Below are 26,334 nucleotides of genomic sequence, written 5' to 3'. Positions count from 1 at the left end.
ATAGTAGTGAAATTTATTATTTAAAAAGGTTGATATTTAGTGATTTATAAATACCTCTTTGTGTTTAGTGTTTTTTATTACTTATTGCTGTGTTAATAATATGTAATAATCAGGATGATTTTGATAAAATAGGTTTGTGTGCTAAGATTAACTGTTTATCTTTGTTGAATTAATAGATAAAATTAAATTGTTATGAAAAAAAATGTTTTAATTGCTGTAGGTCTTATTGGCCTACTAGTAGGTGTGATGCTTAACGCTGAGTATGCATTGAGCGATTATGGAATGCGGAGTAGTTGGTTTGCTAAATTCTTGCTTGCAGAAACGACAGATACCCCAGAAACTCCAACTACAAGTCTTAGCGAATATGAAAAGTCTTGTCGAGATAAGGAAGGAGGATGGAATGTCATTTTGAAAAGTGTGGATCATGGTACGGTAGGACGCGTAGAATGTTCTATAGCTGGGGAGATATCTGTGTTTGGATTTAAAATCTCAGGATCTTATCAAAGAAAAGAAAAGTATGATGCTTTTTGGGATCATAGAGCTTGTGAAGCAAGTACAGCTAATTGTTGTTTTACTAATCAGCAAGGTCTTTATATAAATAATTCATTTGCGACAAATGCGCAATGATTTGGTAATGATAATCAATGTTATAATAAGAAGCAGAAGTGAGTATTTGTTTCATCTTCTGTTTCTTGTTTTTTTAATTTAATTAAAATATATGAAATCATTGTTGTGTATTTTTTGTATTATTCAAGTTTCTCTATTACTTTATGCTAATGATGATAATTTGAATAAAAAAAGCGAAGGTATAGTTAAAATAAATAGTATTAATGATGAAGATAATGCGTTTAAGGATGCTGATAGAGGAAAATTATATCAGTATGAAGATGTGAAAATTATCCCTTTGGAAACAAACAGGTCTTGTTTGCTTTCAGAGGTTGTAGATATTTCATTCGCTGATTCACTCATTTTTGTTTTGGATTTTAGGAATGGTCTGTTTGTTTTTGATAAAAATACAGGAACTTTTCTGAATAAAATAGGGCAAAAGGGGGAAGGTCCTGAAGAATATCTCACTTCGAACTCATACTTCTTGGATGAAACTAAAAGAACCGTTACAATTATAGATGAAATGAAAAATATTCTTTTAGAATATGATTTTGATGGAAAATTTAGAAGTAGGAAAGGAATTTTACCTGATTTGACATCTCTAGTGGCACATTCTATATTGGTTGATGATAATACTATATTGTCTAATTATTACATGTTTGGTCGGAAAAAAACTGCATATAATTTGTTTAAAAGAAATAATTTGAAATTGTTGGATGAAAAACTATACAATCCAATTGAATTTATAGGTTTTGCACATATGTTTTCAAAACATCCTATGGCTAAAAATGGCGATAAGGTTAATTTTATTATGCCATTATGCGATACTATTTTTAGTTGTTATAATGGTAAGTTTGTACCATCGTATATTATTGAGCATAAAAACAAAATGGCTCCAAGGGATAAATTTGTAATAGAGCCTAATAGCTCTTTTGGCTATTTTAAACATGAGTATGGACGGAAAGGTTTTTTTACAGGATTTAGTGGCTACTTTGAAACAAAAAAGTATATGTTTTTGAATTTTGAAAATAGAAGTTCTATTCTTGGTGCTTTTTTTGCTGACAAAGAAAAAGGAAAAGGTGGATATCTTTTGTATGTTGGAAGTAGTGAAGATGTTGTAAAGAGTATGCAAGATATCCCTTTAGAATCAATTACAAGTTGTGTTGATGACTATTTTGTTTCTTGCTGTTTACCGGAAACTCTATTTAATATGAAAATATCAAAAAGGAGTAAAGATCCAGTTGTACGAAAACTGAAAGAGGTAGTTGATAATTTGCAAGAAGACGATAATCCGATTTTAATTTTTTATAAACTAAAAGATTACTTTAATGAAAAATAGTATTTGGAAGATAGCAACTATAATATCGATTATAGCAGTTCTCCTTTTGTTTTTTGTATTTTTGAGTCAAAAGAAAAAATATTCATATTTGGAAAGTGTTTATAATCAACAATATGAATATAGGGATACTCTAAATTTTTATAAAAGAAATTTTGATATGAACTCTGAAATAAGTGGTATGCGTATAAATAATATCAAATGTAATAATAAACAACAAAAGTATAAAATTAGAGATTTTATTTCGGATAAGCCATTGTTGGTGTACCGATATACAAGTAGTGATTGTTCGAGTTGTGTTCATGCCATGGTGGATTCCTTGAATGTTAATTTTAGTGACTTTTCTGAAGATTTGCTAATTTTATCTTCTTTTGAAAATGAAAATGATTTTTACATCTTTTTAAAGGAAGAGAAAATATTATTCCCAATTTGTTTGACTGATTTTAGAAATTTTACATGGTTTCCAAAAACTTTTGGAATGGGCTATTTCTTTTTGCTTACTCCTGATTTGAATGTTTCAAATTTTTATATGCCAGATACAATGTTTCCAGAGATTAGTAAAGATTATTTGGATAGAATGAAAAAGATTATAGAAAATTATTAAACCAAATAAAATCATGAATAGAAGGCATTATATTGTTTTTATTCTTATTTCAATTGTTTCGATTGTTGTATATTTTCCTACTTTTGGTAATGATTTCCAATATTTCTGGGATGACCAATGGCAGGTTATGAATGATTATACATCGGGTGGTTTGGGCTGGCAGAATCTGTCTGATATATTTACCCGGTTTGACCATGGTCAATATTCGCCTGTTAATCAATTGATGTATACACTCCTTTATTCTGCATTTGCTTATCTTCCGGCTCCTTATCATTGTATGAGTTTGCTTTTCCACATACTAAATGCGTGCTTGATTTATTTTATTATAACGAAGCTTTTACAAAAGAACCGGATAAATGAGAATATAAATGTTTATGTAATAGCGATTGCTACTTCGCTTTTATTTGCTATACATCCTATTAATGTTGAAACGGTAGCTTGGATTAGTGCATCAAAAATACCGACGTGTACGTTTTTCTTGTTGCTTGGGTTGTATACTTATATATTATATATAAATAGTGATAGAGCAAAGTATTTTTTCCTTACGATACTATTCTTTGTCCTTTCTTTCGGATGTAAAGAGCAGGTGGTTATTTTTCCTCTCAATCTTTTGCTTATCGATTGGTTTTTACACCGGGATTTGCGGAGTGAACAGGTTTGGGGAGAAAAGATATTATTCTTTGTTTTAAGTATTTGTATGGGAATCGTGACTATGATGGCACAAGGATTGTCAAGCGGAACTTCTGATTATCCGTTCTGGCAACGTTTATTGCTGTCGTGTTATGCTATTTTTGAGTATATTACGAAAACGTTGTTGCCGATTCATTTGAATTTTTTCTATCCTTATCCGATGAGGGCCGGAGATAGTGTTCCGTTACGGTTTTGGTTTTTCCCGTTTCTTCTTGTGGCGGCTTCTTGTTTGGTGGTTATATATAGAAAAAATAGATTGGTGGTCTTTGCTTTGCTCTTGTTTCTGATAAATTTATTTTTGTTCCTAAATATTATTCCTTTAGGACGAGATGCTATGATTGCGGACCGGTACTTGTATCTCAGTGAGGTCGGTCTGTTTTTGATTTTATCTTATTTATTGAACTTGCTATATTTATCTTGGAAATCGTCTAAGGTTAAACGCTATCTGTTTTGTAGCCTTGTCCCAATCTATTTGCTTTATTTAGGTGGGTATACTTATTATTATACATCCTTATGGAAAGAGTCTGATATAACCAAACAATATATGAAAGGGATTATTAAGGAAGAACTTGAGAAAGCAAGGGAGAAGGCTGCGAAAGTGAAAGCTTTGGAGGAAGCAGGGGAGGTAAAAACGGAAGACGTGGCAGTGGATGCGGAGACGACTATGGAGGAAGCAAAAACGGCTGAAGAGTAAAATATCCGTAAAAACATTTGCAGAATAAAACTATAAGTGGTAATTTTGCAACCTGAAATTCTGCAGAGGGTAAACAAGTGATACTGAAAAGTGTATCCACCCCCGGGACATAACCTGTTTAAATAGAAAAAGACAGATGTACGTAATCGTAGAAATTAACGGACAGCAGTTCAAGGCTGAAGAAGGTAAGAAGTTGTTCGTTCATCACATTCAGAACGCGGAAAGCGGAGCTGTTGTGGAATTTGACAAAGTGTTGTTGGTTGACAACAATGGTGAAGTAAAAGTAGGTGTTCCTACTGTAGAAGGCGCAAAGGTAGTATGTGAAGTACTTTCGCCGCTGGTAAAAGGTGATAAAGTGCTGATTTTCCACAAGAAAAGAAGAAAAGGGTATCGTAAATTGAACGGTCACCGTCAGCAGTTCACTGAAGTGAGTATTAAAGAAATTGTTGCTTAACGTTTAAAGGAGAAAAGAAGAAATGGCACATAAGAAAGGTGTGGGTAGTTCTAAGAACGGCCGTGAATCACAAAGTAAGAGATTAGGTGTTAAGCTTTTCGGGGGTGAAGTTGCTAAAGCCGGTAACATTATCATTCGTCAGAGAGGTACTGTTCATCATCCGGGAGAAAACGTGGGTATCGGTAAAGATCATACATTGTATGCTTTGGTTGATGGTATCGTGACTTTCCGCAAAGGAAAAGAAAATCGTTCTTTCGTTTCTGTAAAAAAAGTGACTGCAGAAGCATAAGAATCGGTCAAATAACAATATAAAATAAGGCAACGTCTGAAAAAGAGGTTGCCTTATTTTTTTGGCGACTTCTATTTTAGAGAAGGATAGGAAGAAAGATAGGATTGAAATGTTAGGAAAGGTGGAATTATAGCATTATTGTCAGAAAATGAGTATATTTGCCTAATAAGTTCAATTCAATTCAAGTGATTTATGAAACGGGTAGAAGTTGTAATGCAGATTAAAGAAATTATAAACCGTGTTGTACCAACGGCCAAAACGATTGTGTTTGGCTCTGAGGCTCGGGGTGAGTCTCATCGGGATAGTGATATTGATTTGCTTATTTTAGTTGATGGGGATAAATTGACATTGGCTCAAGAAGAGGCTATTACAGTACCACTTTATGAACTTGAATTGAAAACAGGAGTTATTATTAGTCCAATAGTAATGTTAAAAACTCTTTGGGAAAATCGTCCGTTTAAGACGCCTTTTTATGTTAATGTTGTAAATGAGGGTGTTGTGATATGAAAGAAATTTTAGATGAAGAAAGTAAAAATGCGTTGATTGTTTATAGACTACAGCGTGCTTATGATACTTTGAAAGAAGCAGAGGTAATGATACGTGAGTCTTTTTATAATGCTGCAATCAACCGATTATATTATGCTTGTTATTATGCGACAGTAGCTTTGTTGTTGAAATATAATATTCAAACGCAAACACATAATGGAGTAAAAACAATGCTTGGTTTGCATTTTATTTCAACAGGAAAGCTTCCTTTAAAAATAGGCAAGACGTTCACGACTTTATTTGAAAAAAGGCAAAGTGGTGATTATGATGATTTTGTGTATTGTGATAAAGAAATGCTTGAAGAGCTATATCCGCAGGTAACAATATATATAAATGCAGTAAAAGATTTGCTGAATGTTTGACATATTTCCTTTCTTTATATTATGAACGGCTGATTTGTAGGCCTTTATCTGATAAATTCATTTCTACAAAACGGGCATTACTATTGGGTGAAGAAGTTGTTAGTGCTTTTCGTATTTGTAGGGCGGCTACCGGATCTTTGGCTATCATGTATAAATATCCGCCACCACCGGCTCCTGGAAGTTTATATCCCAATGTGTAATCTTTAATACGGGCTATCAGCTGTTCTACAGCCGGAGGATTGGTTCCGGAGTCGAGTGATTTGTTTTGTTCCCATGTTTTACTAACCAAATGGCCGTATGTTTCGAAATCTCCGCGCTGAATGGCTTCATACATGTCTAATGCATGCGTTTTCATTTCTGTAAGCAGGCTCAGGTGGGATGCACTGTTCAAAAACATACCCCGCACAATTTCTGCAAGAATGTCTTTGGCTGTACGGGTTATTCCTGTATAGTATAGCAGGTGGCAAGGACGATATTCCGGGTCGGTAAACAAATATTCCGGTAACCAACGCACCAATGGACTTTGGTTAAAACCTTCGTTTGTTTGTAAAAGTTTAAGCCCTTGTAATACACCACCGTATTGGTCTTGCCATCCTCCACCAGTGGTCAGGAGTTGTTCGAGTATGAGTGTACGCCGTCCTATTTCATTTTTATCCCAGGGTAATCCGCAGAAATCGGCAAGTGCGCCCAGTACGGTGGCTGCCAGAATGGAGCTGGTTCCTAATCCTGAACCTGCCGGGATTGCGGCCAAAAGGGTTACTTCAAGCCCACTTCCGAAAGCTTTCAGTTGTTCTTCCAGTGATGTAAACTTTTCGGCGGCAAATTCGGGCGAAAAACCTGCCAAGGATAGGGCTGCTTTGGGGATGGAAAAAGGAGAACCTACTTTACGGTAATCGCTTAATTCCTGCCAAGTGGAAATGGTTTCCATTGCTCCGAGATCAATGGAACGAAGAATAATTTTATATGTATTGGCCGGTTTTATGTAAACCTGTAAAGGGGGCTGTCCATTCAGTTCGATTGCGACGTTTACAACGTTTCCTCCTGCATACATGCAAAAAGGCGGCGTATCAGTCCATCCGCCGGCCAGGTCGATACGTACGGGACTTCGGCTCCAGACAATCTGGTCCCGATATACATTGAGACGGGGAGATTGTTTTCCGGAAATGACTGTTCCGATTAATCCCTCTCTTAAAAGGGAGAAAGCCTGTTGCTGTTCTTTTATGTATTCCTGTCCGGAAAGCTGGAGTACGTGTGCCCGGAACATGGAATCGTGAATGCGTTTCATTAGAGGGGTATTGGCCGGTAATGGTTCGGGTAACGGTATATGGTTGTGGGCAAATGCGGTGGCTGCATCTGCCAAATCCAGTTGATAAAAAATACTTTTTTCATGGTTGGCAGCCAGCATAGGCCAATTGTTGCGACGGAAATTTTCCCGTTGGCTAAAAAGGCGGTACAGGTTGGCATTGTCCGATAATTGGTTGGCTGACATTTTTTCCCTGTTTTCCCATATTTGTTTCCCTTCTTCCGATTGGGAGGCGGAAATCATCCAGTGTAAAACTTTTCCCAGTTCTTCAACTGTCCGGCAAATAGGAAATAAGGGGGCGTTTTGTATATCGGTTGCCGATATTGGACAGATACCTCTCCGGTCTGCCCAATCCGATAACGGTTGACCCATAAAAAGAGTTGTTTTATCATTCGTATTTCCTTTGAATGCATCATTGAAACCATAGGGACGGGCTGCAAATTCCTTCTCTCTCACCGGGACAATATCAATACAGATTCCTGAAGGGAGATGAAGCGACCAGTCATTACAGGGTACTCCGGTAATAATATGCCTGTTTCTCAATTTCCAGTTTTGTCCGATGTGGCTGTTTTCTATCCATAATTCCGAATTTTCAACGGTAAGTTGCAAATTTACTTCGGCATTTTGTATGAACATGGCCGGATGCGGCTTTACTTTACGTTGCATGATGGCCCGTTGGTCACGAACCAAATTCTGGACGGCGAGGGTAGAGGATATAAGTTCCGGACTGGTTCCGTAGTGATAAAATTCCCCACCGGGCAATGGCAGGATAGCCACACTCAGTTCGTTTAGTTCCTTATCTTGAATACGTGGATTATTTCCGAGGGCCAGCCCAAATTCGGAATACAGGTCGTATTCTTTTATTTGTTTACCCTCTTCCTGATACGAATGTTTCATCAATAATCCGACAGCCCGGTCGCTTAACAACCAAACCCCGATATCCATCAGGAAAAGATGAGTTTGAGCCAGATGGCCTAGCTCTTCGAGCGAAGGTTTTTGAAGCATGAAATCCAGTTTATCCGGTGATTGCCGGTCAGACACGAATACTCCATGATGGGTCGCTAAGACGGGATCGACCCAAAGTCCGTAACATACGACATCCGCTTCAGGAATTGTCTGCAACGGCTCACTGTTTCGCAGGTAAATATCTCCGCTGGCAATCAATGTGTGCAGGGAATCCGGGGCTTTTCGCATGATTTCTTCATACAGGGGTAATTGGAGTGATAACAAGGTTTGTGATAGTTTTTGTCCTCGCGCCCATCTGAAAACAGGAATTGGAGTCAATATTTTACCGGAGGGAGCATAACCGGGTAGACGGCGGCTTTGTCCTCCCGCGTGCAATAGGATTCGTTTTTCCTTTGCCAACCATTCCTCGAACGAAAGAGTACTGTTGGCAGTTTCGTTTTGCCGACATGCTTCGAGTAGCCAGGTAGTACCCCCGCCTGAACCCAGACGCGCACCTATAGGGTCGGAAGTACAAAACCATTCTACAGCATCTGTATGTGTGATTTCGTGAAAACTTTTTACAAGATTGGGCGGTAATGACAATAATTTCTTCATTTCGTTCTGTCTTTCCGGCAAAAATACTTTTTTCTTGCCGGATTACGTGAAATTTAATTTAATTTCACTATTTGGTCGTTGTTCCGTTTAATTTATTATATTCGTCTCCGTAATTATAGAATCTTGATAGACTCATTTGTCAATAAAAAAAGTTGCAAATTACTAATCCTTTCCTATTGTTCTTATTTCTAATGTATCTTTAGTTATTCATTTAATATTCAGAGATATGATATACGGTTATGTAAGAGTGAGTACTGATAAGCAGAGTACTGAAAATCAACGTTTCGAAATAGAGAATTTCTCAAAAGTGAAGAAAATTCGTATTGATCGCTGGGTTGAAGAGACTATTAGCGGAACAAGTGATGTTTCTGACAGGCAGTTAGGACGATTATTAAAACAAATTCGCAGAGGGGATACACTCGTAACCTCTGAATTATCTCGCTTAGGGCGTAATCTGATGCAGGTTATGAGTTTTCTTCACCAATGTATGGAGAAAGATATTGTGGTTCTAACCGTAAAAGAGAGCTATGAACTGGGTAATAATATTAATAGTAAGATTCTTGCATTTGCTTTTAGCTTAAGTGCGGAGATTGAACGAAACCTGATTTCTCAACGTACGCGTGAGGCTTTGGCTCGTAAGCGGGTGGAAGGAACCAAGCTGGGACGTCCGAAAGGAAATGCCGTACAATATAAATTGTCGGGAAAAGAGAATATGATACGAAAGATGGTAAGCGAACGCTGTTCCATGAAGGAAATCAGTGAAAAACTGGGAGTTAACAGGCAGACACTTCGGGACTTTTTGCGGGTAATTTATCCGGAATGGAGAAAGTTAAGATATTTTAAGTAATAAGGCTTTCTATCGGTTCTATGTCTGAATGTTAACCTTTGCTACCTTAATATGCTATTTGTGAAATAAAGAAAAATCAATAAGCACTATAGGTAATCAGGAAAAAGCAGACGCTGCACCTTAAAATTATTCCTTGCCGTACATTCTGTTTTTATGTGCGGCCAGGAAAGGTGTTGTTTTGTCTTTTCGGTATATGTGTAAATATGTATCGGAATAGTAGGATTTTGTCTGTTTTTGCAGATTATTATACTATAATTTAACTTATAGTGAATAAATATACTATCTTTGGATACTTCTAAACATAAAGTAATATGGAAAGAACACTTGTCATTTTGAAGCCTTGTACCATTCAGCGAGGACTGATTGGTGAGATTATTTCTCGTTTTGAGAAAAAAGGTCTGTGTCTGGTTGGCATGAAAATGGTCTGGCTTACCGACGAAATCCTCAGTGAACATTATGCCCATCTGAAAGAAAAGCCATTTTTCCAGCGTATTAAAGATGCGATGTCCGTATGTCCCGTAATTGTTTGTTGCTGGGAAGGGGTGGATGCCATTCAGGTTGTGCGCTTAATGGCCGGAACAACCAATGGCCGGAATGCTCAACCCGGAACAATTCGGGGCGATTATAGTATGAGTGTCCAGGAAAATATTGTTCACGCCTCTGATTCACCCGAGACAGCTGCAATTGAATTAAAACGTTTCTTTGTTGATTCGGAATTGTTCAGTTACAAGCGAAATGATTTGCTAAGTATTTATGCAAATGATGAATTCTAAATGAAATAAAGAGCCGGAAAGTATTGAAAACTCAACATTTTCCAGCTCTGATATTTTAGAACTTTTACTCTATTCCTCGCGAACGGAGTAAAAACAACATAATTACTAATCTAAAAATCTAATACCATGAAAAACACATTGTATAAATATAACAGATACCATGAATAAAAGTTCCGGAACCGTTAAAGAAATTCCTCTGAGTTGTATTATTCCCGAATTGACTTTATATTTGTACTGTATTTAAAACATGAGTCGATAGACTAAAAAATAAAAAGATATGCATAACTGGTTTGAATGTAAAGTCTCCTTCGAGAAAGTTTTGGAGAATGGAATGCAAAAGAAAGTGACGGAACCTTATTTGGTGGATGCTTTGTCGTTCACAGAAGCAGAAGCCCGGATTATTGAAGAAATCCGTCCGTTTATTTCCGGAGAGTTTACAGTGGCAGATATCAAGCGTGCCCGCCTGTCGGAATTGTTCTTCAATGAAAATGGTGACCGCTTTTATAAAATCAAGGTTTATTTTATCACTTTGGATGAAAAGAGCGGAGCAGAAAAGAAGACTGCAGCTCAGATGTTGGCACAGGCTTCGAATTTGAAAGATGCGATTGCGGTGTTGGAAGAAGGGATGAAAGGCACGTTGGCCGATTATACCATTGCTTCGGTTTCGGAAACGCCTTTGATGGATGTTTTTCCATTTGATGCAAACGACATTCCCGCAGAAAAGAAATCCGGTGAGGAGCTGATAGCCGAACAAAAACAACAAGCAGAAACGAAAGACGCATGAGTATCACTCAGAATATAACAAGACTGAAAGAATCGTTGCCGGCAGATGTCACGCTGGTCGCGGTTTCTAAGTTTCATCCTGTCGAAGCTTTAAAAGAGGCTTACGATGCGGGACAGCGTATATTTGGTGAAAGTCGCGCCCAGGAACTGGTTGCTAAACAAAAACAATTGCCCGGTGACATAGAATGGCATTTTATCGGTCCCTTGCAAAGCAATAAGGTGAAAGATATTGCTCCCTTTATTCATACCATTCAAAGTATTGATTCTCTGAAATTGCTCCATGAGGTAAATAAGCAGGCTGCTCGTTGTAAACGGGTTATCCGTGTTTTGTTGGAAATTCATGTGGCCGAAGAAGAGTCCAAACATGGTTTTTCTCCGGAGGAATGCCGTCAGCTTTTGCAGAGCGGGGTTCTGGCGGAATTTCCGAATGTTTGTGTATCCGGTTTGATGGGGATGGCAACCAATACGGAAGATATAGCTCTTATCGGGCGGGAATTTCACCTTCTATACACTCTTTTCTGCGATTTAAAAGTTTTATATTTCAAAGAAAGCAATGATTTCCGGGAGTTATCCATGGGAATGAGTCATGATTATCCGCTTGCTATCCGTGAGGGGAGTACTATGATTCGAGTGGGGACCGGGATTTTCGGCGAAAGGGAGTATTAGGCTTTTAACCATTTTAAATAGTGACAGCAGATACACGAGAAAATAAATTTCTATTTTTGTAAAATTGAATGTAATTTGAATCTGACATGATAGACATGAAAACTCAATATGCGGGACTTACACTTCGTAATCCGCTTATCATTGGTAGTTCGGGATTGACAAATAATCCGGAACGTAATAAAGAATTTGAAAAAGCCGGCGCGGGAGCTATCGTCTTAAAATCTCTGTTTGAAGAGCAGATTGAAATGCAGAGTGATGTCCTGATGCAAGAATCTGATTATCCTGAAGCTGCCGATTATATTCGCGGCTATGTAAAAGCGAATCAGATAAAAGATTATCTGGAGCTTATCCAAAAAACAAAAGAACTGTGCACCATTCCTGTGATTGCCAGTATCAACTGCTATAAGGTTGATGCCTGGATTGAGTTTGCTCGTCAAATAGAATTGGCGGGAGCCGACGCAATCGAATTGAATGTGTTTTTCATGGAAACGGACTTGACGTATAATAGTGATACTACTCGCGATTTGTATGTGAATATCGTCCGTAAAGTAAAAGAGACTGTTTCTATACCGGTTACGGTTAAAATCAGTAAGATGGTCGGTAATATTCCTGCGCTTGTTCAGACATTATGTGTGAATGGAGTAGACGGTGTTGTACTGTTCAACCGCTTTTACCAGCCGGATATTGATATAAATAATATGCAGATTGTTTCCGGAAATGTCTTTAGTAATCATTCGGATTTGAGTGATACAATCCGTTGGACAGCAATTGTGGCGGGTAAAATTCCGGGTGTCAGTATTGCCTCGTCTACCGGCGTACATGATTGGGAAGATGTTGTTAAATGTTTGCTGGCTGGTGCCTCTGCCGTCCAGATGTGTAGTGCGGTTTATACACATGGAGGTGAAATCATTTCACAGGTACTGACATGTATGGAAGAATGGATGCATCAGGCACATTATCAGTCGTTGGAACAGTTTAAAGGAAAATTGAATTATGCCAACATTCCGAATCCAGCTATGTATGAACGGTCACAGTTTATGAAATATTTCTCAAACCGGGATTAGTCGGTCATTTTCTTTTCAATAAAAAATATATCACTTTTCTCCCATAAGGAAAGTGATATATTTTTGTTGGGCTTTGCTCAATAATTCCTTTTTAACTTCTGTATCTTTTTCAAACCAATCTATTTTTAGAGTCATCTCTTTCTTTTTGAAAGATTTATTCCAGTTTCCTACAATTTTCCCGTTATAAAGTATAACCGGGCGGAACAATCCGAAAGAATTGAAGGCTTTGGATTGGTGTTCCTTTTCTAGTACATCTGTCCGGTTTTTATAGCCGATGAGGTATTCGTCGTATGAAGGGAGAAAATGTAAAACATTCTTTTCCTTCTCTTCTTTATACGATTGGTGCAGATACATTTTTTGAGCGGCAAAACGTTCTGAAATCAGTTCCTGTTCGATGGAGGCAATTGCTTGTCGGGCATTTGTCGCGGAAAGTCCGGACCACCAGATAAAATCATTCAGTGTGGCAGGCGAATGACTTCTGAAATAATTATGAGCCAATTTTGCCAAAGCTTCCTCTTTATGTAGTTCCCTGACAGGGGGAACACGTTCTTCTAATAATGCGTATGTTATTTTATTCCCTTTGTCTATGCCACTGCAAATAATTCCTTTGGCTTCGGCATGAGTCAAAAAACGGTTCGACTGACGGTCGTCTGTTCCAAAACCTTCTTTACTGAAAATATCTTCGATTTCTTGTTTTGTCAGATGGTTGTTCCCGGCCAGTATTTTTTCTAACAGGTTGTTCGCTTTATTATAAATAGCCGTTGAAATATCCTGCCCCTGGCCTTTTGCGAAAGAATCATTGGCAGCTATTATGCGTTGGCTCGAAAGCTTTAACATCCAGCGTATATCTTCAGCGACAATGTAATGCCAGGTCGGACGCATGACGTGCGTACGGAGTATTTCTCCTTTTTGTAGAGCTTTGCTAACCATTTGTAAATTCCCGGATTTTAATCGTATGCCGATTGCCCATTTGGACATGGCATAATCCTGAGCTTGGATGGCTCCCATCCAAGATACAAGGTCTTTCGGATTGTCGAAAGCCGGATTCTGCAATTGTTGGCTGTGTAAACGAATTGTCGGTATCATATTGTGTAACAAAGATATTCTTTTCTTTTTAATTCGCAAACAGACATTGTTTTAGTTTAGTTTTGCTATTATGAAATAAGTTCAATGCAAATATTTTTCATTAAGAACTATTTGTATTATGAATAATTGTTTATCTTTGTCCCGTAAACAATAAAAAGACGCGATATGGAAGCTATTTGTGTAATCAAAGATATTTATAAAATCTTATATCAATTTGAAAAGGCTTTTGCCGAAGTACATGAAATTACAATTAACGAAGCCATGTTACTTTGTTGCCTGAAAGACGGTGAGAGCAAATCGGCAGGGGCAATCAGCGAATATATCGGTCTGTCCAATTCACGTGTATCAAAAGTTATTACGGCCGTAGAGAATAAAGGCTTTATTTGCCGGAGTATCAATCAGAACGATAAACGTCAGATGTTTTTTTTCTTAACCCCTTATGGGAAGATAAAGGTAAAAGAAATGATGAATGCGGAAATGCGTTTTGAGGGTTTGTTCGGTAAATTGCAACAGTGCATGGAAAAGGGATAATCCCTTCTTTTTGCCTGAATGTTTTCTAATAGCAATTATGTATAGTATAAATAAAATAGAGAGAAAAAGTATGAAGTACTTAATAGTCGGTGGAGTAGCTGGTGGAGCAACCGTAGCTGCTCGTTTGCGGAGAATGGATGAGAAAGCAAATATTATCTTGTTTGAACGTGGAAAATACGTTTCGTATGCCAATTGTGGACTTCCTTATTATATAGGTGGAGCAATCAGCGAACGGGATAAATTGTTTGTACAAACAGTGAAGGGGTTTACCGAACGTTTCCGTATCGACATCCGCACAGAGCAGGAAGTGATAGCTATCCATCCGGAGAAAAAAACGGTAGAGGTGAAGAATTTGCAGACAGGGGAGAGCTATCAGGAGGATTATGATAAATTAGTCCTTTCACCAGGAGCAGAACCCTTGCGTCCGGGGATTGAAGGTATCGGCAGTACCCGGATATTTACTTTACGAAATGTACCCGATACAGATTCGATTAAAAATTACATAAAGAAGGAAAAGCCTCGTCGGGCTGTAGTTGTAGGTGGTGGTTTCATCGGTTTGGAAATGGCGGAAAACTTGCATGAAGCCGGTGTCCGGGTGGATGTTGTGGAGATGGCGGACCAAGTGATGGCTCCTCTGGATTATTCGATGGCAGCAATCGTACATCAGCATCTGACGGATAAAGGTGTCTGCCTGCAATTGAAAGATGGAGTGAGTCGTTTTGAGGAAACTGCATCCGGTATACTTGTTTCTTTGCGTAGCGGAAAACAGATTGAGGCCGATATGGTTTTGCTGAGTATCGGGGTTCGCCCGGAGACAAAATTGGCGAAGGAGGCAGGTTTAGCTTTGGGCACATTGGGAGGAATTGCTGTGAATGAGTATATGCAGACCTCTTCACCGGACATTTATGCTTTGGGAGATGCCGTTGAAGTGCGTCATCTGGTGACAGGCAAGCCGGCCTTGATACCGTTGGCCGGACCGGCTAATAAGCAAGGTCGCATTGTTGCCGATAATATTGTGTTTGGAAATAAGGAAACCTATCCGGGAACGATGGGGACCTCTATCGCCAAGGTCTTCGACCTGACGGTTGCTACAGCCGGAGCGAATGCTAAATTATTGAAGCGGGAAAATATAGAATATATATCTTCCTATACACATTCCGCCTCCCATGCCGGTTATTATCCCGGAGCAGTTCCTTTGTCCGTTAAAATATTGTTTGACCCTAAGAACGGCAGATTATTCGGCACGCAGATTGTAGGTTTTGGAGGAGTCGACAAGCGGATAGAAATGGCTGCGCAGGTTATTCAGAATCAGGGAACTGTTTACGATTTAATATCACTGGAACATGCTTATGCACCTCCTTATTCTGCAGCGAAGGACCCGATAAATATGGCCGGCTTTGTGGCTGAAAATATCTTGCTTGGCAAATCTAAGAGCATTCATTGGCGTGATATTGCCGAGTTACCGGCTGATACGGTTTGTATCGATGTCCGTACCCCGCATGAATATCAACTGGGTACAATCCCGGGATTTATTAATATTCCGGTGGATGAACTACGCGAACATCTGGATGAATTGCCGAAAGATAAGCCGATAGTGGTGACTTGTGCAGTCGGTTTGCGTGGATACCTGGCTTATCGTATCCTGATACAAAATGGCTTCAGCCATGTACGTAATTTATCGGGAGGATATAAGACATGGAGTGTGGCGACTGCAGAAATCCATAATCCTGGACCTTGTTCGTCCGACGGTAAAGATGTTTGCGGATGCCCGGTTGAAAGCGGAGCTACTTTGAAAGTGGATGCTTGTGGCCTGATGTGTCCCGGGCCGGTCCTGCAATTGAAGAAAAACTATGAAACATTGAAAGTTGGCGAACAGTTACAGATAACGGCAACCGACCAGGCCTTTGCCAAAGACGTTTCTTCCTGGTGTAAGATGACCGGGGCTGAACTAGTCACTTTAGAAAATAAGAATGGCATAGTGTCGGCCATCATCCGTAGAAATGAGAGAAAGGAAACCTGTCCGGTTTCTCAATCCACCGGAGCGGATAATAAGACACTGATTGTTTTTAGCGACGATTTGGATAAGGCACTTGCCTCATTTGTAATAGCCAACGGAGCTGTTTCGACAGGTAAGAAAGTAACCATGTTCTTCACTTTCTGGGGGTTGAATGTGATAAAGAAACGTCAGAAACCTGCTGTGTCGAAAGATTTATTCGGCAAAATGTTTGGTTGGATGCTTCCGGCAAACAGTAGCAAACTGAAACTTTCGAAGTTGAATATGGGGGGCGCCGGTAGCTGGATGATGCGGCTTATTATGAAGCGTAAGCGCATCGATAGTCTGGAAAGTTTGATGCAACAAGCAATTGACAACGGTGTTGAAATGATAGCCTGCACCATGAGTATGGATGTGATGGGAGTTCAAAAAGAGGAACTTTTGGATAACGTCACATTGGGCGGTGTCGCTTCCTACCTGGAACGTGCGGAAGAGGCAAATGTCAACCTGTTTATTTAGAAACGTTTCTTTCAACCTGTTTCCCGTAGCTACATAAGGATGAATCCGGGACTACGGGAAACAGGTCATATATATAAGTATGCTTTTCCGCTTTATAAAGGTAATTTCTTTACATCCACGTCCGGAGTCTTTCCGGTTTGAGGACGTTTAAAGACACTTTGAAATTTGGTATTCTCATTAAAGAAACCTCCGTTTTTCAGGAAAAAACAGTTTCCTTCCACACCTCCCGCGTAATCCATACGAACCTTTGCATTTGCGGTAGCATCATAAGTAAACGTACCTTCCGTCAGTTCCTTCCATTCTCCCCGGTCTGTCCGTACCCATTGGTTCCCGAAACGGACGCTCCGCTCCAGATACCCTTGTCCGGGAATAAAGTTTTCAAGGAATGAATGAGCCCCTTTGTACCACGTATTAGTCTGAGGACGGAGGAAGCCCGCGATTAGCCTCCATTCTTTTTCATCAGGAGAGAAGAACCAGGCATAATATTCCGTATTTCCTTTTCCGTCCGGATGAACGCGTGTAATAACCCGGTAGGTTTCTCCGGCTTTCCAAGGATAGATAAGGTAACTTTGTCCTCCGGAGCCTTCGTTTCCAAATTCCCCGATATGTACATCTTTCCCTTTGGCTAGCAGCTTGATACGCTGATTTTCGGGAATATCTTTCGGATTGTCCGTACTGAACGGGCTCCAAACGGAGAATAAGATACGGCGTTCCGTTTCGCTATTTGCCTGTATGCCGCAATAACCTTCGCCGAAACCATTTGTCATGAAATAACTACCAATCTTGTCTTCGCCTTCCGGTACGGTTACTTCATTATAAAAATATTCCGCATTTTCTTCCGGCAATGTGTATTTCATGTGTACGGAAGGACCACGCAAAGCCCAATAAGCTTCGAAGTCATGTGTGAAATATAAAGGTTCTGCTGCCGCAGGTCCGTCAATCACTAGTTCGGAAATAGAGGCAAACTGTCCTCCCTCTTTTTTAACTCCTTGCATATCCACGCGGATATAGCCAGGATTGGTTATCGTAATACTTCCGACGGGAACGATTGTTTCCTCTGGTTTATCTATACGGACGGAAAAGTCTTTGTTTTCCGCTTTCAGCCGTATCGTGGAAGAACCGTCCGAAGCTTTTGCTTTTAAAAATAGCTTTAATTCTCCGGGGTGGCTGACCTTGAACCAGGAAGATAAAACGGCGTCCGTTCCGGTCCATGTCTCGATGCCCTTGGGGGAAACGACAGCTCCGTTTTTCCCTGCCGTGACATAGGTATTACCGGCAACAGGAATGCTTACCGACTCCGGTGAGGGAGAAATACTTGTCACTTGGCAACTTGGGAATAGAATAACCAAGCTGAGTAAAATAATGTAAGTTAACTTTTTCATTTTAGTCTTTCAAATATTAGAAGATAATTATGTATAAAAGACGGAACAAGGTAGAAAGATACGTTGTCCCGTCTTTTGTGAGATGGTTCGTTGGGAATAAACCTTCAACGATTTATTTTATCATGTCGAACCCTGTGTAGGGTATCAATGCTTTCGGTATCCGGATACCTTCCGGAGTCTGGTTGTTTTCCAGCAAAGCAGCTACGATACGCGGTAAGGCTAAAGCACTTCCGTTCAGCGTATGGCAAAGCTGTGTCTTTTTGTTTTCATCCCGGTAACGGCACTTCAAGCGGTTGGCTTGATAGTTTTCGAAGTTGGAAACGGAACTGACTTCCAACCAACGTTTCTGGGCTTCGGAATAAACTTCAAAGTCAAAGCACAAGGCAGCCGTGAAACTGATGTCGCCACCACACAGGCGCAAGATACGATACGGAAGCTCTAATTTAACCAGCAGGCCTTCCACATGTGCCAACATTTCTTTCAGCGACTCATACGAATGCTCCGGTTTATCGATACGAACGATTTCTACTTTCGAGAATTCATGCAAACGGTTTAGTCCCCTCACATCTTTGCCGTACGAACCGGCTTCACGACGGAAGCATTGGGTATAAGCACAGTTCTTGATAGGTAGAGAGTCTTCGTCCAGAATAACATCGCGATAAATATTCGTTACCGGTACTTCCGCTGTCGGGATAAGATACAGGTCGTCGAGGTTGCAATGATACATCTGTCCTTCCTTGTCGGGGAGTTGCCCCGTGCCATAACCGGAAGCTTGATTTACAACCGTCGGCGGCATGATTTCCAGATAGCCGGCATCGCGGGCTTCGTCGAGGAAGAAATTGATAAGAGCACGTTGCAAGCGGGCGCCTTGTCCTTTGTAAACAGGGAAACCTGCACCTGTGATTTTTACACCCAGGTCGAAGTCTATCAAATCATATTTCTTAGCCAGTTCCCAGTGGGGCAGGGCATCCTTTGGAAGTTCCGTTTCCATTCCGCCCATCTTTTCCACCACATTGTCGTCGGCGCCATTGCCTTCCGGCACACTTTCGTGGGGTATGTTCGGTATGGTGTAGAGCAGGTTTTGCATGTCTTCGGCAGCCTGATCCATTTCAGCCTGAAGAGACTTGTTACCTTCTTTGATTTCGGCTACACGTGCCTTTGCTACTTCGGCCTCTTCTTTTTTCCCTTCTTTCATCAGCGAGCCGATGAGTTTCGAAGTGGAGTTGACCTCCGCGAGATTCTTATCTAATTGATTTTGTGCACTACGTCTTTTATCGTTCAGCTCAATCACTTTAGCGATGCTTTCTTTCGCATCCTTAAAGTGTTTCTTTTCCAGACCACGGATAACCCGGTCTGTTTCTTCCGTAATTACTTTAAGCGTCAACATACTTTAATTGATGTTTTTTAATTGAGCTGCAAATATACATAAAAATAGAACTGATATTCTGAAATTAGGAAAAAAAGCCCCTATTTCACTCTTCCGCCTGTCAGCCAAGTTCTTGTATAATAAGGTTCGCTCAGGCTGCTGACTATTACGCCTTTGGAGGTGCTGGCATGAATAAACCTGCCGTTTTTCAGGTATATCCCCACGTGGCTGGGAACGTTCTTTTTCCCCTTTCCCGTGCGGAAGAAGACTAAATCGCCCTCTTGTAGCTTGGCACGGCTGATACGTCGGCAGTTATGTTTCAGCATATCGGCAGACGAACGTGATAGCTGTTTTCCGTAAACTTCACGATAAACAATGGCCACGAAGCCGGAACAATCCACTCCCCGTTTCGTGTTTCCACCCATCCGATAGGGTGTTCCAAGCCATCGGGCTCCTTCATTGTAAAGAAAAATGTTATCGTTGGGGGTGATACGTACGCCGTATAGACGGGAAAGCTCTTTCGGCCCTTTGAAATCAGCGGGCAAGGCAATATGCTGCTTCTTACTTCCGCAAGCGGTAAGAAGGAAAAGCAAGCTGAGAAGGGAAAGGAGGTATTTGCAATGTGTCATATACTTCGTTTTGTTTATTGGTGGGTAAAGATAGCAAATCCCTTTCATTCCAGAAAAGACGGGCAGAATTGTACGGACGGAATATATCGGGTTTTCCATAAAAGGTCTTGGAGGTAAATTCTCCCGATTATCAAAATGTCACTATCATAGCGACTAAATCAGATTAGTATAGCGAGTAAAATGAATTACCCGCACATGTAACCCTTTTTAACATGTCAATCCGATAGCAAAACACTTAAATAGGAAACATCTTGTCAATCGACAACTATTAAACCTGATTGTCAGTATCATTCAAAAAAGTTTACAACTTATTTGCAAAAGTCGATACCTTAAAAATAAAAGGCGTATCTTTGAGAAACAAACTTGTAATTGAAAAGTCGCAAAATGAAAGAACTCACGATATTGGTGTTTTTATTATCGTTTATTTGTAGCTCTTGCAGTCACACCGGGATACTACCGGTTTTAGTGCAGGCGGAGAATCTTATGGAGGCGAAACCCGATAGTTCTCTCCTGCTTTTAGAAAATATCGAACACCCGGAAAAAATGTCGAAATTGAATTATGCAACTTGGTGTTTGTTGATTACGCAGGCACAGGATAAGAATTATGTGGAACATACGTCGGACTCAGTTATCAATGTAGCTGTAAACTATTTTGAAAAAAAAAATATGCCATCCCCTAAAGCTTGGTCCTATTTCTATTTAGGACGTATACAGTCCGATTTAGGGGAAGCAGACAAGGCGATAAAGAGTTATCTGAAGGCCAAGATTTGCGCAAGCAGCCTAACGGATAATGGGTTGAAAGGTCGGATATGTGAAAATATAGGGTTATTGTATTGGAATTGTTCCATGTACGATAGAGCTAAGGATGTGTACAACGAGGCCTATACCTATTATATGACAGATAAAGATACTCTCGGTGTTTTGTATGTACTTAAAAAAATGGGAAATATCTATGAAGCCCTAAATGAATCGGATAATGCTATTCATATTTACCAAGATGCATTAAAAATTTCTGAGCAGATGCATGATGAGAACGAAAAAGCCTCCTTATTAAAAGCAATTGGAAATTCTTATGAAATAAAGAAAGAGCATTCCATAGCCTTGCTTTATCTCCGGCAATCTTTGAATTGTCCGCATAATCCGCAGACTCTATCTTCTCTTTATTTTTCTATTGCTTCTGTGTGGGTAGCTGTCTCTCAGCCGGATTCTACATTTTACTATCTGCACAAAGCGATGGAAACGGACGATTTGTTCATTCAATGTTCCGGAAACCGTCTGCTTTATCAGGCTTATACTCAAAAAGGGGAATTAAAAAAAGCCTATGAAGCGAATGAAAGATATCTTGAACTACGCGATTCGCTCGAAACACTGTATGAACCGGTTGAAATAGCGAAAGTGAATGCTCTTTACAAAAAGGAAATCTTAGAGAAAGAGAAAAATCAAATTCTGCTGGAAAAATCGCAACAATATGTAATACTTTTATGCATCCTTCTGATTTCATACATATTAGCATCTTTCATCATATACAAATATTATACTCGACAAAAGTTTCAACAATTAAAATTAGAAGAAAGTGAGCGTATTTTGAAACAAAAAGAGGAACTTTTGCAGGTAAACCGTTATACGATTGATGAGCAAAATAAATCTCTGATTTCATTGCAAATACAGATAGAAGAAAAACAAAAGGAGCTGGAAGATGCAGATGCCCGTATCCGGACAGTTTTGGATGACTATAAAAATGTCTCGGCAGACATGAACAAAATGCATAAAATGGAAATTGATAATTTGAGGCTTCTGAAAAATGCTATACAGGAGGAAAAAGAACAATTAAAACGTCGCCAGATGGATTTATTAAAATCGATTAGTGAACAACAAAAATCTTTGCATTGGCTTTTAAAAGTTGCAGAACGATGGAAAGATGAACATATCTGCCGAAATAAGTTTTTAAACCAACTAAAACAGAATGAGGCTTTTAGTTTCGGAAATGAGGATTGGCTAAACTTCAAAACAAACTTTGAAAAGGAATTCCCTCTTTTCATAGTCCACATGAAAGAGGAATTTCCAGATATGTCTGATTCGGAGCTATGTTTTTGCTGTCTAGTCAAAATGGGTTTAAAAGTCTCCCAAATAGCAACAATCATGGGGATAAATTCAAATACGATATCCAAGAGAAAAAATGAAATCAGTACGTTCTATTTTCAGATACCTGGAGCCAAATTATCTGAAAAACTACTGTTATATTGGTGATAAATCCATATTTAAGTTTTATTTGCAAATAAGTTTGTGGAAATTTGTGGTTTATTGTGTTGATTTACAGTTCTGTAGCTGCCGTGTTATCATGTGTTAAAATCCATAGGTGATTTGTAGGAATAACTAAGTTTGTAAAAACAAATATGGAAAATCATGAAAAAACATCTGTTTATTATTATTGCATTATGTAGTTCTATTTTTGGACTGCAAAACATTTCAGCCAAAGTTGCTACGACAAAAGACATTGAGTTGCATGCCAAAGAAGCAAACCAACCTACACGGCGTAGTGTACTTCCTGTTCGTGCTTGGCTAGAAAATACAAAAGTATGTGTTTCTTTTTTAGACCCCTCTCTGGAAGTATCAATAAAGATAATGAATTCAGACGGTATAGTTGTAGAAGAAATAGTGGCAAAATCGCATCAGTATGTTCAAATATCAATGTATGGATACAGCGGTTCTTATACAATTGAAGTTTCTTATGGAGATACCATCTTCTGCGGCCTGTTTAAATGTGGTGAGTAATGTAGCAAAAATCAGACATCAAATATCGGTTCCTGATTTTAGATAAATTTAGAGGAATGCATGTGGGTTTGATAAAATAAATTATATGGATATAGTAAAAGTAAAAGACAATTCGATAGTTTATTCTTACAAAGGAGGTTTAAAAATATCTTGTTGTAGTGACTTGATTGTGGCTAAAAGTGATAAACCTTTCATTTGGCTGATATTCGTCAATGAAAAAGTTTTACTTCGTATAAGTCTGAATTCAATAGAAACGCTGCTACAAAGCTACTTTGTAAGAATTAGCAGGCAAGTCATTGTTAATATGCACCATGTGTCTGAGTTTTCATTTGAGCGTGGTTCATATAGGATATGCTTGAATAATGGCTTGACATATAAAGTTAGCGAACGTAGGGAAAAAATTGTTCGTGACGCATTTTTATTCTATAACTCATTTTAGCATCATGAAAAGATGCGTTCGGGGTGAAAAAACTACCATTCGGTAATTTAATATGAAATTTACTTGACGGATAAAAAGTAAATCACGAATATTGTAAATAATATAAACTTAAATTTAAATGATATGAAGAAATTAGGTAAAATTAAATTGAATCAATTCAGTAAAGATGAATTAGAACGGCGTAAAATGAATGCGTTAAAAGGAGGATGTGGGTGTAGGGCCGGTTGCTCTTGTAGTGGGCCTGCTAATGCTGGTGGGAGTATTGATGCTTGTAATCATGTTTTGGACGATATTGCTTCAAGGTACGAATCTTATTAATTGTTTTATTTGGATTTACCTGCAACCAGTTATTTAATTGATTGCAGGCAAAATTTTCATTTGTTATGCATTAATACTATTATTTATTACTATTCATATATATTACTATTCATATGATTTCCTCTATCATCCATACCTCAAAATATAAAAATTCATACATATACGATCACCAATCAAGGTTATCAATGTTAATACATCCTGAATTAGAAAAAGTTTATCATAAATCAACAGATGTCGATCCATACTATTTGAAGAAATATGAGTATTTAAAGAAACATAATTTTTTTTCAATATCCCAACCTTTGACTTATGGTATAATTAATGAGTCAACTGTAATGGATACTATTGCTCAAACCTCTCAAATTGTATTTGAAGTAACAGATTTTTGTAATTTAGAGTGTACATATTGTGCATATGGTGAACTGTATAAGGGATATGACATAAGACATCGGAAAGAAATTAATACACACAACGCTATTAATTTTCTAAAATATATATTTAATCTAAAACACAAAAATAAAGACAACAAGTTGTTTATTGGTTTTTATGGAGGTGAACCTCTTCTAAACGGTGGTTTCATCAAGCAAATAATTGCAACTGTTAATCAATTGAAATCTAAAAAAGAGATGGAGATAGAGTATAATTTGACAACAAATGCAACATTGTTACACAAATATATTCCTCTTTTAGTTGAAAATAATTTCCGGCTACTAATTAGTCTTGATGGAAATGAAAAAAATCATAGTTATCGTCCTTTTATTAAAAGTAAAAAAAATTCTTTCAAAAAAGTAATTGAAAATGTAGATTTACTACAAAGAATGTATCCTGAATATTTTAAGAGCCATGTTAACTTCAATGCAGTATTGCATGATAGAAACTCTGTTAAAGACATTTATGAATTCATCCATACGCGTTATAATAAAATTCCAAGAATTGCAGAATTGTCACCAAGTGATGTAAACCCAGATAAAGAAGCTCTTTATAATAAGATGTTTCAAAGCAGATGGAAAAGTGAAGCAGAATATCAAAAGGATAGCTCCAACCTATTGGAGAAGAATGAATTATACTACTACCGTAATTTGATTGACTTTTTCAAATATAATTCTATTAATTATTATGTTTCCAATATAACAGACTCGTTGCATAATATAGAAAGAAAATTTTCTATCAGTGCTTGTTTACCAGGTCAAAGAAAAATTTTATTTACTACTAATAACAAATTATTGCCTTGTGAAAGAATTAGCTCTAAATTTTCTGCAGGAGAAATGAATGAACATCTTATAATAGATATTCCAGAAATAGCTCGTCGATACAATTCTTATTATGATCAAATGAAAGAACAATGTCAAAACTGTTATAATAGCTGGTCTTGTGTTAAATGTCTATTTCAGATGGACAACTTTGACAAATTGGGTACAAAAGGATTTGTTTGTGAATATTTTTGTGATTCAGAGGACTATAAAAATAGATTATATAGATATTTTTCTTCCATTGAAGAGAATCCGAAAGATTTTGTAGAAATAATAGAAAATATAGTAATTATTTAAATGACCATAATGAAAAATACAACCAATTATTGGTTCACTGTTGAACCATTTGTATATATTGGCATGACCAAGAATCATGCTCTGCTTTACAATACTCTTGATGGAATGAACATAGAATCAGATAAAATTGAAGTACTTCAACTGTTGTATGAAGTACTTCAAGAAGAGAATTGTGGTGTTGTTTTATTAACTCATGAAAGGTATAAACAAAAGGACATTAATGGTTTTATCAAAGAGGTTCGTGAAAAATACATGTGTGATATAATTGATGTGGTCTTATCTATTGGAAAACCTGTTCAGTTGCTACCTTATTACAATTTTCCGGATAAGCATGATGTATATAAAAAAAACAATTTTTTAGCGAGTAGAAAAATCCTGCAATACCTAACAGAAGTCAGTATACATGTAGATCAATCTATCAATATAACAAATCTTATTCTATTTTTACAATCGTTGCCGGGAAATATAACATTTAATATTGTTGGAAATTTAGCAAATGTTGTAAACTATAAGGACTTGTTGTCTTTTTTAAATTTACATGATTCACCCAAAAATCTGTGCTGTTCATATTCTGACGTTATTTCTTTACAATCAATATTGAAAAGTGGGTTTTCATATATCATATCAGTCCATTTCCCAATAGATGCGAAAAAGTGGAATCATTCCCGACAACTTTTGGTTGAACAATCATTACCGGTTACCTATATTTTTGATGTATTATCTTTAGATGATTGTCAACAAGCAGAAGAACTAGTTGAACAGTTTAAAATTGAAAATTATCGGTTAAATCCTGTATATACAGAAGATAATATTGATTTCTTCAAGCAAAATGTTTTTCTAACAAAAAAAGATATTTTATCCTCATCTATATCGATAAAAACTATTTTTGCTAACCAGTCAATAAATATACATGACTTTGGAAAAATTAATATTATGCCTAATGGTGACGCTTACGCTAATCTAAACCATCCAACATTGGGAAATATTAATATGCACAGCATTCATGAGATCGTAGATAAAGAAATAAAAGAAGGTATATCCTGGTTTCGTATCCGAAATCAGGCGCCATGTAATGAGTGCGTTTATCAGTGGTTGTGTCCTTCACCATCCAATTATGAAATATTTATTGGCAAACCGAATCTTTGTCATGTAAAAACAGAAACAAATCAATAAAA

General features: G+C 38.1%; 26 protein-coding genes. 21 read left to right on the top strand and 5 right to left on the bottom strand.

Annotated elements, in window-relative coordinates; all coding sequences use genetic code 11:
- The first annotated feature begins 192 nt into the window (after positions 1 to 192).
- The 8 genes from DW103_RS03755 (at position 193) to DW103_RS03720 (ending at position 5,581) form a co-directional block, all read left to right on the top strand.
- On the top strand, positions 193 to 627 hold the full coding sequence (locus tag DW103_RS03755) for a hypothetical protein (RefSeq protein WP_122274332.1): 435 nt from the start codon (positions 193 to 195) through the stop codon (positions 625 to 627).
- A 91-nt stretch (positions 628 to 718) separates the two neighbouring features.
- The gene (locus DW103_RS03750) at positions 719 to 1,945 is read left to right on the top strand and encodes a 6-bladed beta-propeller (protein WP_122274331.1); all 1,227 of its coding nucleotides are present in this window, start codon (positions 719 to 721) and stop codon (positions 1,943 to 1,945) included.
- Entirely contained in the window at positions 1,935 to 2,546 is a 612-nt protein-coding gene (locus DW103_RS03745) for a hypothetical protein (RefSeq protein ID WP_122274330.1), read from the top strand. The genes DW103_RS03750 and DW103_RS03745 overlap by 11 nt, the downstream gene beginning before the upstream one ends.
- A gap of 13 nt (positions 2,547 to 2,559) precedes the next feature.
- On the top strand, positions 2,560 to 3,930 hold the full coding sequence (locus DW103_RS03740) for a hypothetical protein (RefSeq protein ID WP_122274329.1): 1,371 nt from the start codon (positions 2,560 to 2,562) through the stop codon (positions 3,928 to 3,930).
- A 136-nt stretch (positions 3,931 to 4,066) separates the two neighbouring features.
- On the top strand, positions 4,067 to 4,384 hold the full coding sequence (gene rplU / locus DW103_RS03735; protein ID WP_007657805.1) for a 50S ribosomal protein L21: 318 nt from the start codon (positions 4,067 to 4,069) through the stop codon (positions 4,382 to 4,384).
- 22 nt (positions 4,385 to 4,406) lie between these two features.
- Positions 4,407 to 4,673 (top strand): 50S ribosomal protein L27, encoded by a 267-nt coding sequence (gene rpmA, locus DW103_RS03730; protein ID WP_122274328.1) that lies wholly within the window; start codon positions 4,407 to 4,409, stop codon positions 4,671 to 4,673.
- 192 nt (positions 4,674 to 4,865) lie between these two features.
- Positions 4,866 to 5,180 carry a nucleotidyltransferase family protein gene (locus tag DW103_RS03725; RefSeq protein WP_122274327.1) on the top strand — a complete coding sequence of 105 codons (315 nt, stop codon included), beginning with the start codon at positions 4,866 to 4,868 and terminating at the stop codon, positions 5,178 to 5,180.
- The gene (locus tag DW103_RS03720; protein ID WP_122274326.1) at positions 5,177 to 5,581 is read left to right on the top strand and encodes a HEPN domain-containing protein; all 405 of its coding nucleotides are present in this window, start codon (positions 5,177 to 5,179) and stop codon (positions 5,579 to 5,581) included. The genes DW103_RS03725 and DW103_RS03720 overlap by 4 nt, the downstream gene beginning before the upstream one ends.
- 19 nt (positions 5,582 to 5,600) lie before the next feature.
- Here DW103_RS03720 and DW103_RS03715 read toward each other — a convergent pair whose 3' ends face one another.
- Entirely contained in the window at positions 5,601 to 8,444 is a 2,844-nt protein-coding gene (locus DW103_RS03715) for a bifunctional fucokinase/fucose-1-phosphate guanylyltransferase (protein ID WP_122274325.1), read from the bottom strand.
- Positions 8,445 to 8,670: 226 nt separating this feature from the next.
- On the opposite strand from DW103_RS03715, the gene DW103_RS03710 reads away from it, so the two are divergent.
- The 5 genes from DW103_RS03710 (at position 8,671) to DW103_RS03690 (ending at position 12,577) form a co-directional block, all read left to right on the top strand.
- On the top strand, positions 8,671 to 9,291 hold the full coding sequence (locus DW103_RS03710; RefSeq protein ID WP_122274324.1) for a master DNA invertase Mpi family serine-type recombinase: 621 nt from the start codon (positions 8,671 to 8,673) through the stop codon (positions 9,289 to 9,291).
- Between the two features lie 311 nt (positions 9,292 to 9,602).
- A complete protein-coding gene (gene ndk / locus DW103_RS03705; RefSeq protein ID WP_122274323.1) occupies positions 9,603 to 10,064 on the top strand; it encodes a nucleoside-diphosphate kinase in 462 nt (153 codons plus the stop codon).
- Between the two features lie 277 nt (positions 10,065 to 10,341).
- Positions 10,342 to 10,848 (top strand): DUF4494 domain-containing protein, encoded by a 507-nt coding sequence (locus tag DW103_RS03700; protein ID WP_122274322.1) that lies wholly within the window; start codon positions 10,342 to 10,344, stop codon positions 10,846 to 10,848.
- The gene (locus tag DW103_RS03695) at positions 10,845 to 11,513 is read left to right on the top strand and encodes a YggS family pyridoxal phosphate-dependent enzyme (protein ID WP_122274321.1); all 669 of its coding nucleotides are present in this window, start codon (positions 10,845 to 10,847) and stop codon (positions 11,511 to 11,513) included. The genes DW103_RS03700 and DW103_RS03695 overlap by 4 nt, the downstream gene beginning before the upstream one ends.
- An 86-nt stretch (positions 11,514 to 11,599) precedes the next feature.
- Positions 11,600 to 12,577 (top strand): dihydroorotate dehydrogenase-like protein, encoded by a 978-nt coding sequence (locus DW103_RS03690; protein ID WP_122274320.1) that lies wholly within the window; start codon positions 11,600 to 11,602, stop codon positions 12,575 to 12,577.
- A gap of 30 nt (positions 12,578 to 12,607) precedes the next feature.
- Here the strand turns inward: DW103_RS03690 and DW103_RS03685 are convergent, their stop codons facing one another.
- Positions 12,608 to 13,663 carry a winged helix DNA-binding domain-containing protein gene (locus tag DW103_RS03685; protein ID WP_122274319.1) on the bottom strand — a complete coding sequence of 352 codons (1,056 nt, stop codon included), beginning with the start codon at positions 13,661 to 13,663 and terminating at the stop codon, positions 12,608 to 12,610.
- A gap of 165 nt (positions 13,664 to 13,828) precedes the next feature.
- On the opposite strand from DW103_RS03685, the gene DW103_RS03680 reads away from it, so the two are divergent.
- Both DW103_RS03680 and DW103_RS03675 read left to right on the top strand, forming a co-directional pair.
- Positions 13,829 to 14,194, top strand: coding sequence for a MarR family winged helix-turn-helix transcriptional regulator (locus DW103_RS03680; protein WP_122274318.1), 366 nt, complete (start codon positions 13,829 to 13,831; stop codon positions 14,192 to 14,194).
- A 70-nt stretch (positions 14,195 to 14,264) separates the two neighbouring features.
- Positions 14,265 to 16,706: an FAD-dependent oxidoreductase gene (locus DW103_RS03675; protein ID WP_122274504.1), complete on the top strand. Its 2,442-nt coding sequence runs from the start codon at positions 14,265 to 14,267 to the stop codon at positions 16,704 to 16,706.
- Positions 16,707 to 16,798: 92 nt separating this feature from the next.
- Here DW103_RS03675 and DW103_RS03670 read toward each other — a convergent pair whose 3' ends face one another.
- The 3 genes from DW103_RS03670 to DW103_RS03660 all read right to left on the bottom strand — a co-directional run bounded on the left by DW103_RS03670 (position 16,799) and on the right by DW103_RS03660 (position 20,083).
- A complete protein-coding gene (locus tag DW103_RS03670) occupies positions 16,799 to 18,088 on the bottom strand; it encodes a DUF3472 domain-containing protein (protein ID WP_122274317.1) in 1,290 nt (429 codons plus the stop codon).
- 112 nt (positions 18,089 to 18,200) lie between these two features.
- Positions 18,201 to 19,475, bottom strand: a complete 1,275-nt coding sequence (gene serS / locus DW103_RS03665) for a serine--tRNA ligase (RefSeq protein WP_122274316.1) — start codon at positions 19,473 to 19,475, stop codon at positions 18,201 to 18,203.
- A gap of 80 nt (positions 19,476 to 19,555) precedes the next feature.
- Positions 19,556 to 20,083 (bottom strand): C40 family peptidase, encoded by a 528-nt coding sequence (locus DW103_RS03660; protein WP_122274503.1) that lies wholly within the window; start codon positions 20,081 to 20,083, stop codon positions 19,556 to 19,558.
- Between the two features lie 543 nt (positions 20,084 to 20,626).
- Between DW103_RS03660 and DW103_RS03655 the strand changes: the two genes are divergently transcribed.
- From DW103_RS03655 to DW103_RS03630, 6 genes are all read left to right on the top strand, one after another.
- Positions 20,627 to 22,330, top strand: a complete 1,704-nt coding sequence (locus tag DW103_RS03655) for a tetratricopeptide repeat protein (protein ID WP_158576665.1) — start codon at positions 20,627 to 20,629, stop codon at positions 22,328 to 22,330.
- 156 nt (positions 22,331 to 22,486) lie between these two features.
- Positions 22,487 to 22,855: a DUF3244 domain-containing protein gene (locus DW103_RS03650; RefSeq protein WP_122274314.1), complete on the top strand. Its 369-nt coding sequence runs from the start codon at positions 22,487 to 22,489 to the stop codon at positions 22,853 to 22,855.
- An 85-nt stretch (positions 22,856 to 22,940) separates the two neighbouring features.
- Positions 22,941 to 23,294 (top strand): LytTR family DNA-binding domain-containing protein, encoded by a 354-nt coding sequence (locus DW103_RS03645; RefSeq protein ID WP_122274313.1) that lies wholly within the window; start codon positions 22,941 to 22,943, stop codon positions 23,292 to 23,294.
- Positions 23,295 to 23,417: 123 nt separating this feature from the next.
- Entirely contained in the window at positions 23,418 to 23,612 is a 195-nt protein-coding gene (locus DW103_RS03640; protein WP_122274312.1) for a TIGR04149 family rSAM-modified RiPP, read from the top strand.
- Positions 23,613 to 23,797: 185 nt separating this feature from the next.
- Complete coding sequence (locus tag DW103_RS03635; RefSeq protein WP_158576664.1) at positions 23,798 to 25,159, top strand: radical SAM peptide maturase; 1,362 nt, start codon at positions 23,798 to 23,800, stop codon at positions 25,157 to 25,159.
- Positions 25,160 to 25,168: 9 nt separating this feature from the next.
- Positions 25,169 to 26,332, top strand: coding sequence for a TIGR04150 pseudo-rSAM protein (locus tag DW103_RS03630; RefSeq protein WP_122274502.1), 1,164 nt, complete (start codon positions 25,169 to 25,171; stop codon positions 26,330 to 26,332).
- The last annotated feature ends 2 nt before the right edge of the window (positions 26,333 to 26,334 follow it).

Source organism: Parabacteroides sp. AM08-6 (assembly GCF_003473295.1).
Taxonomy (GTDB): Bacteria; Bacteroidota; Bacteroidia; order Bacteroidales; family Tannerellaceae; genus Parabacteroides.
This window is presented reverse-complemented; position numbering and strand designations above follow the sequence as displayed.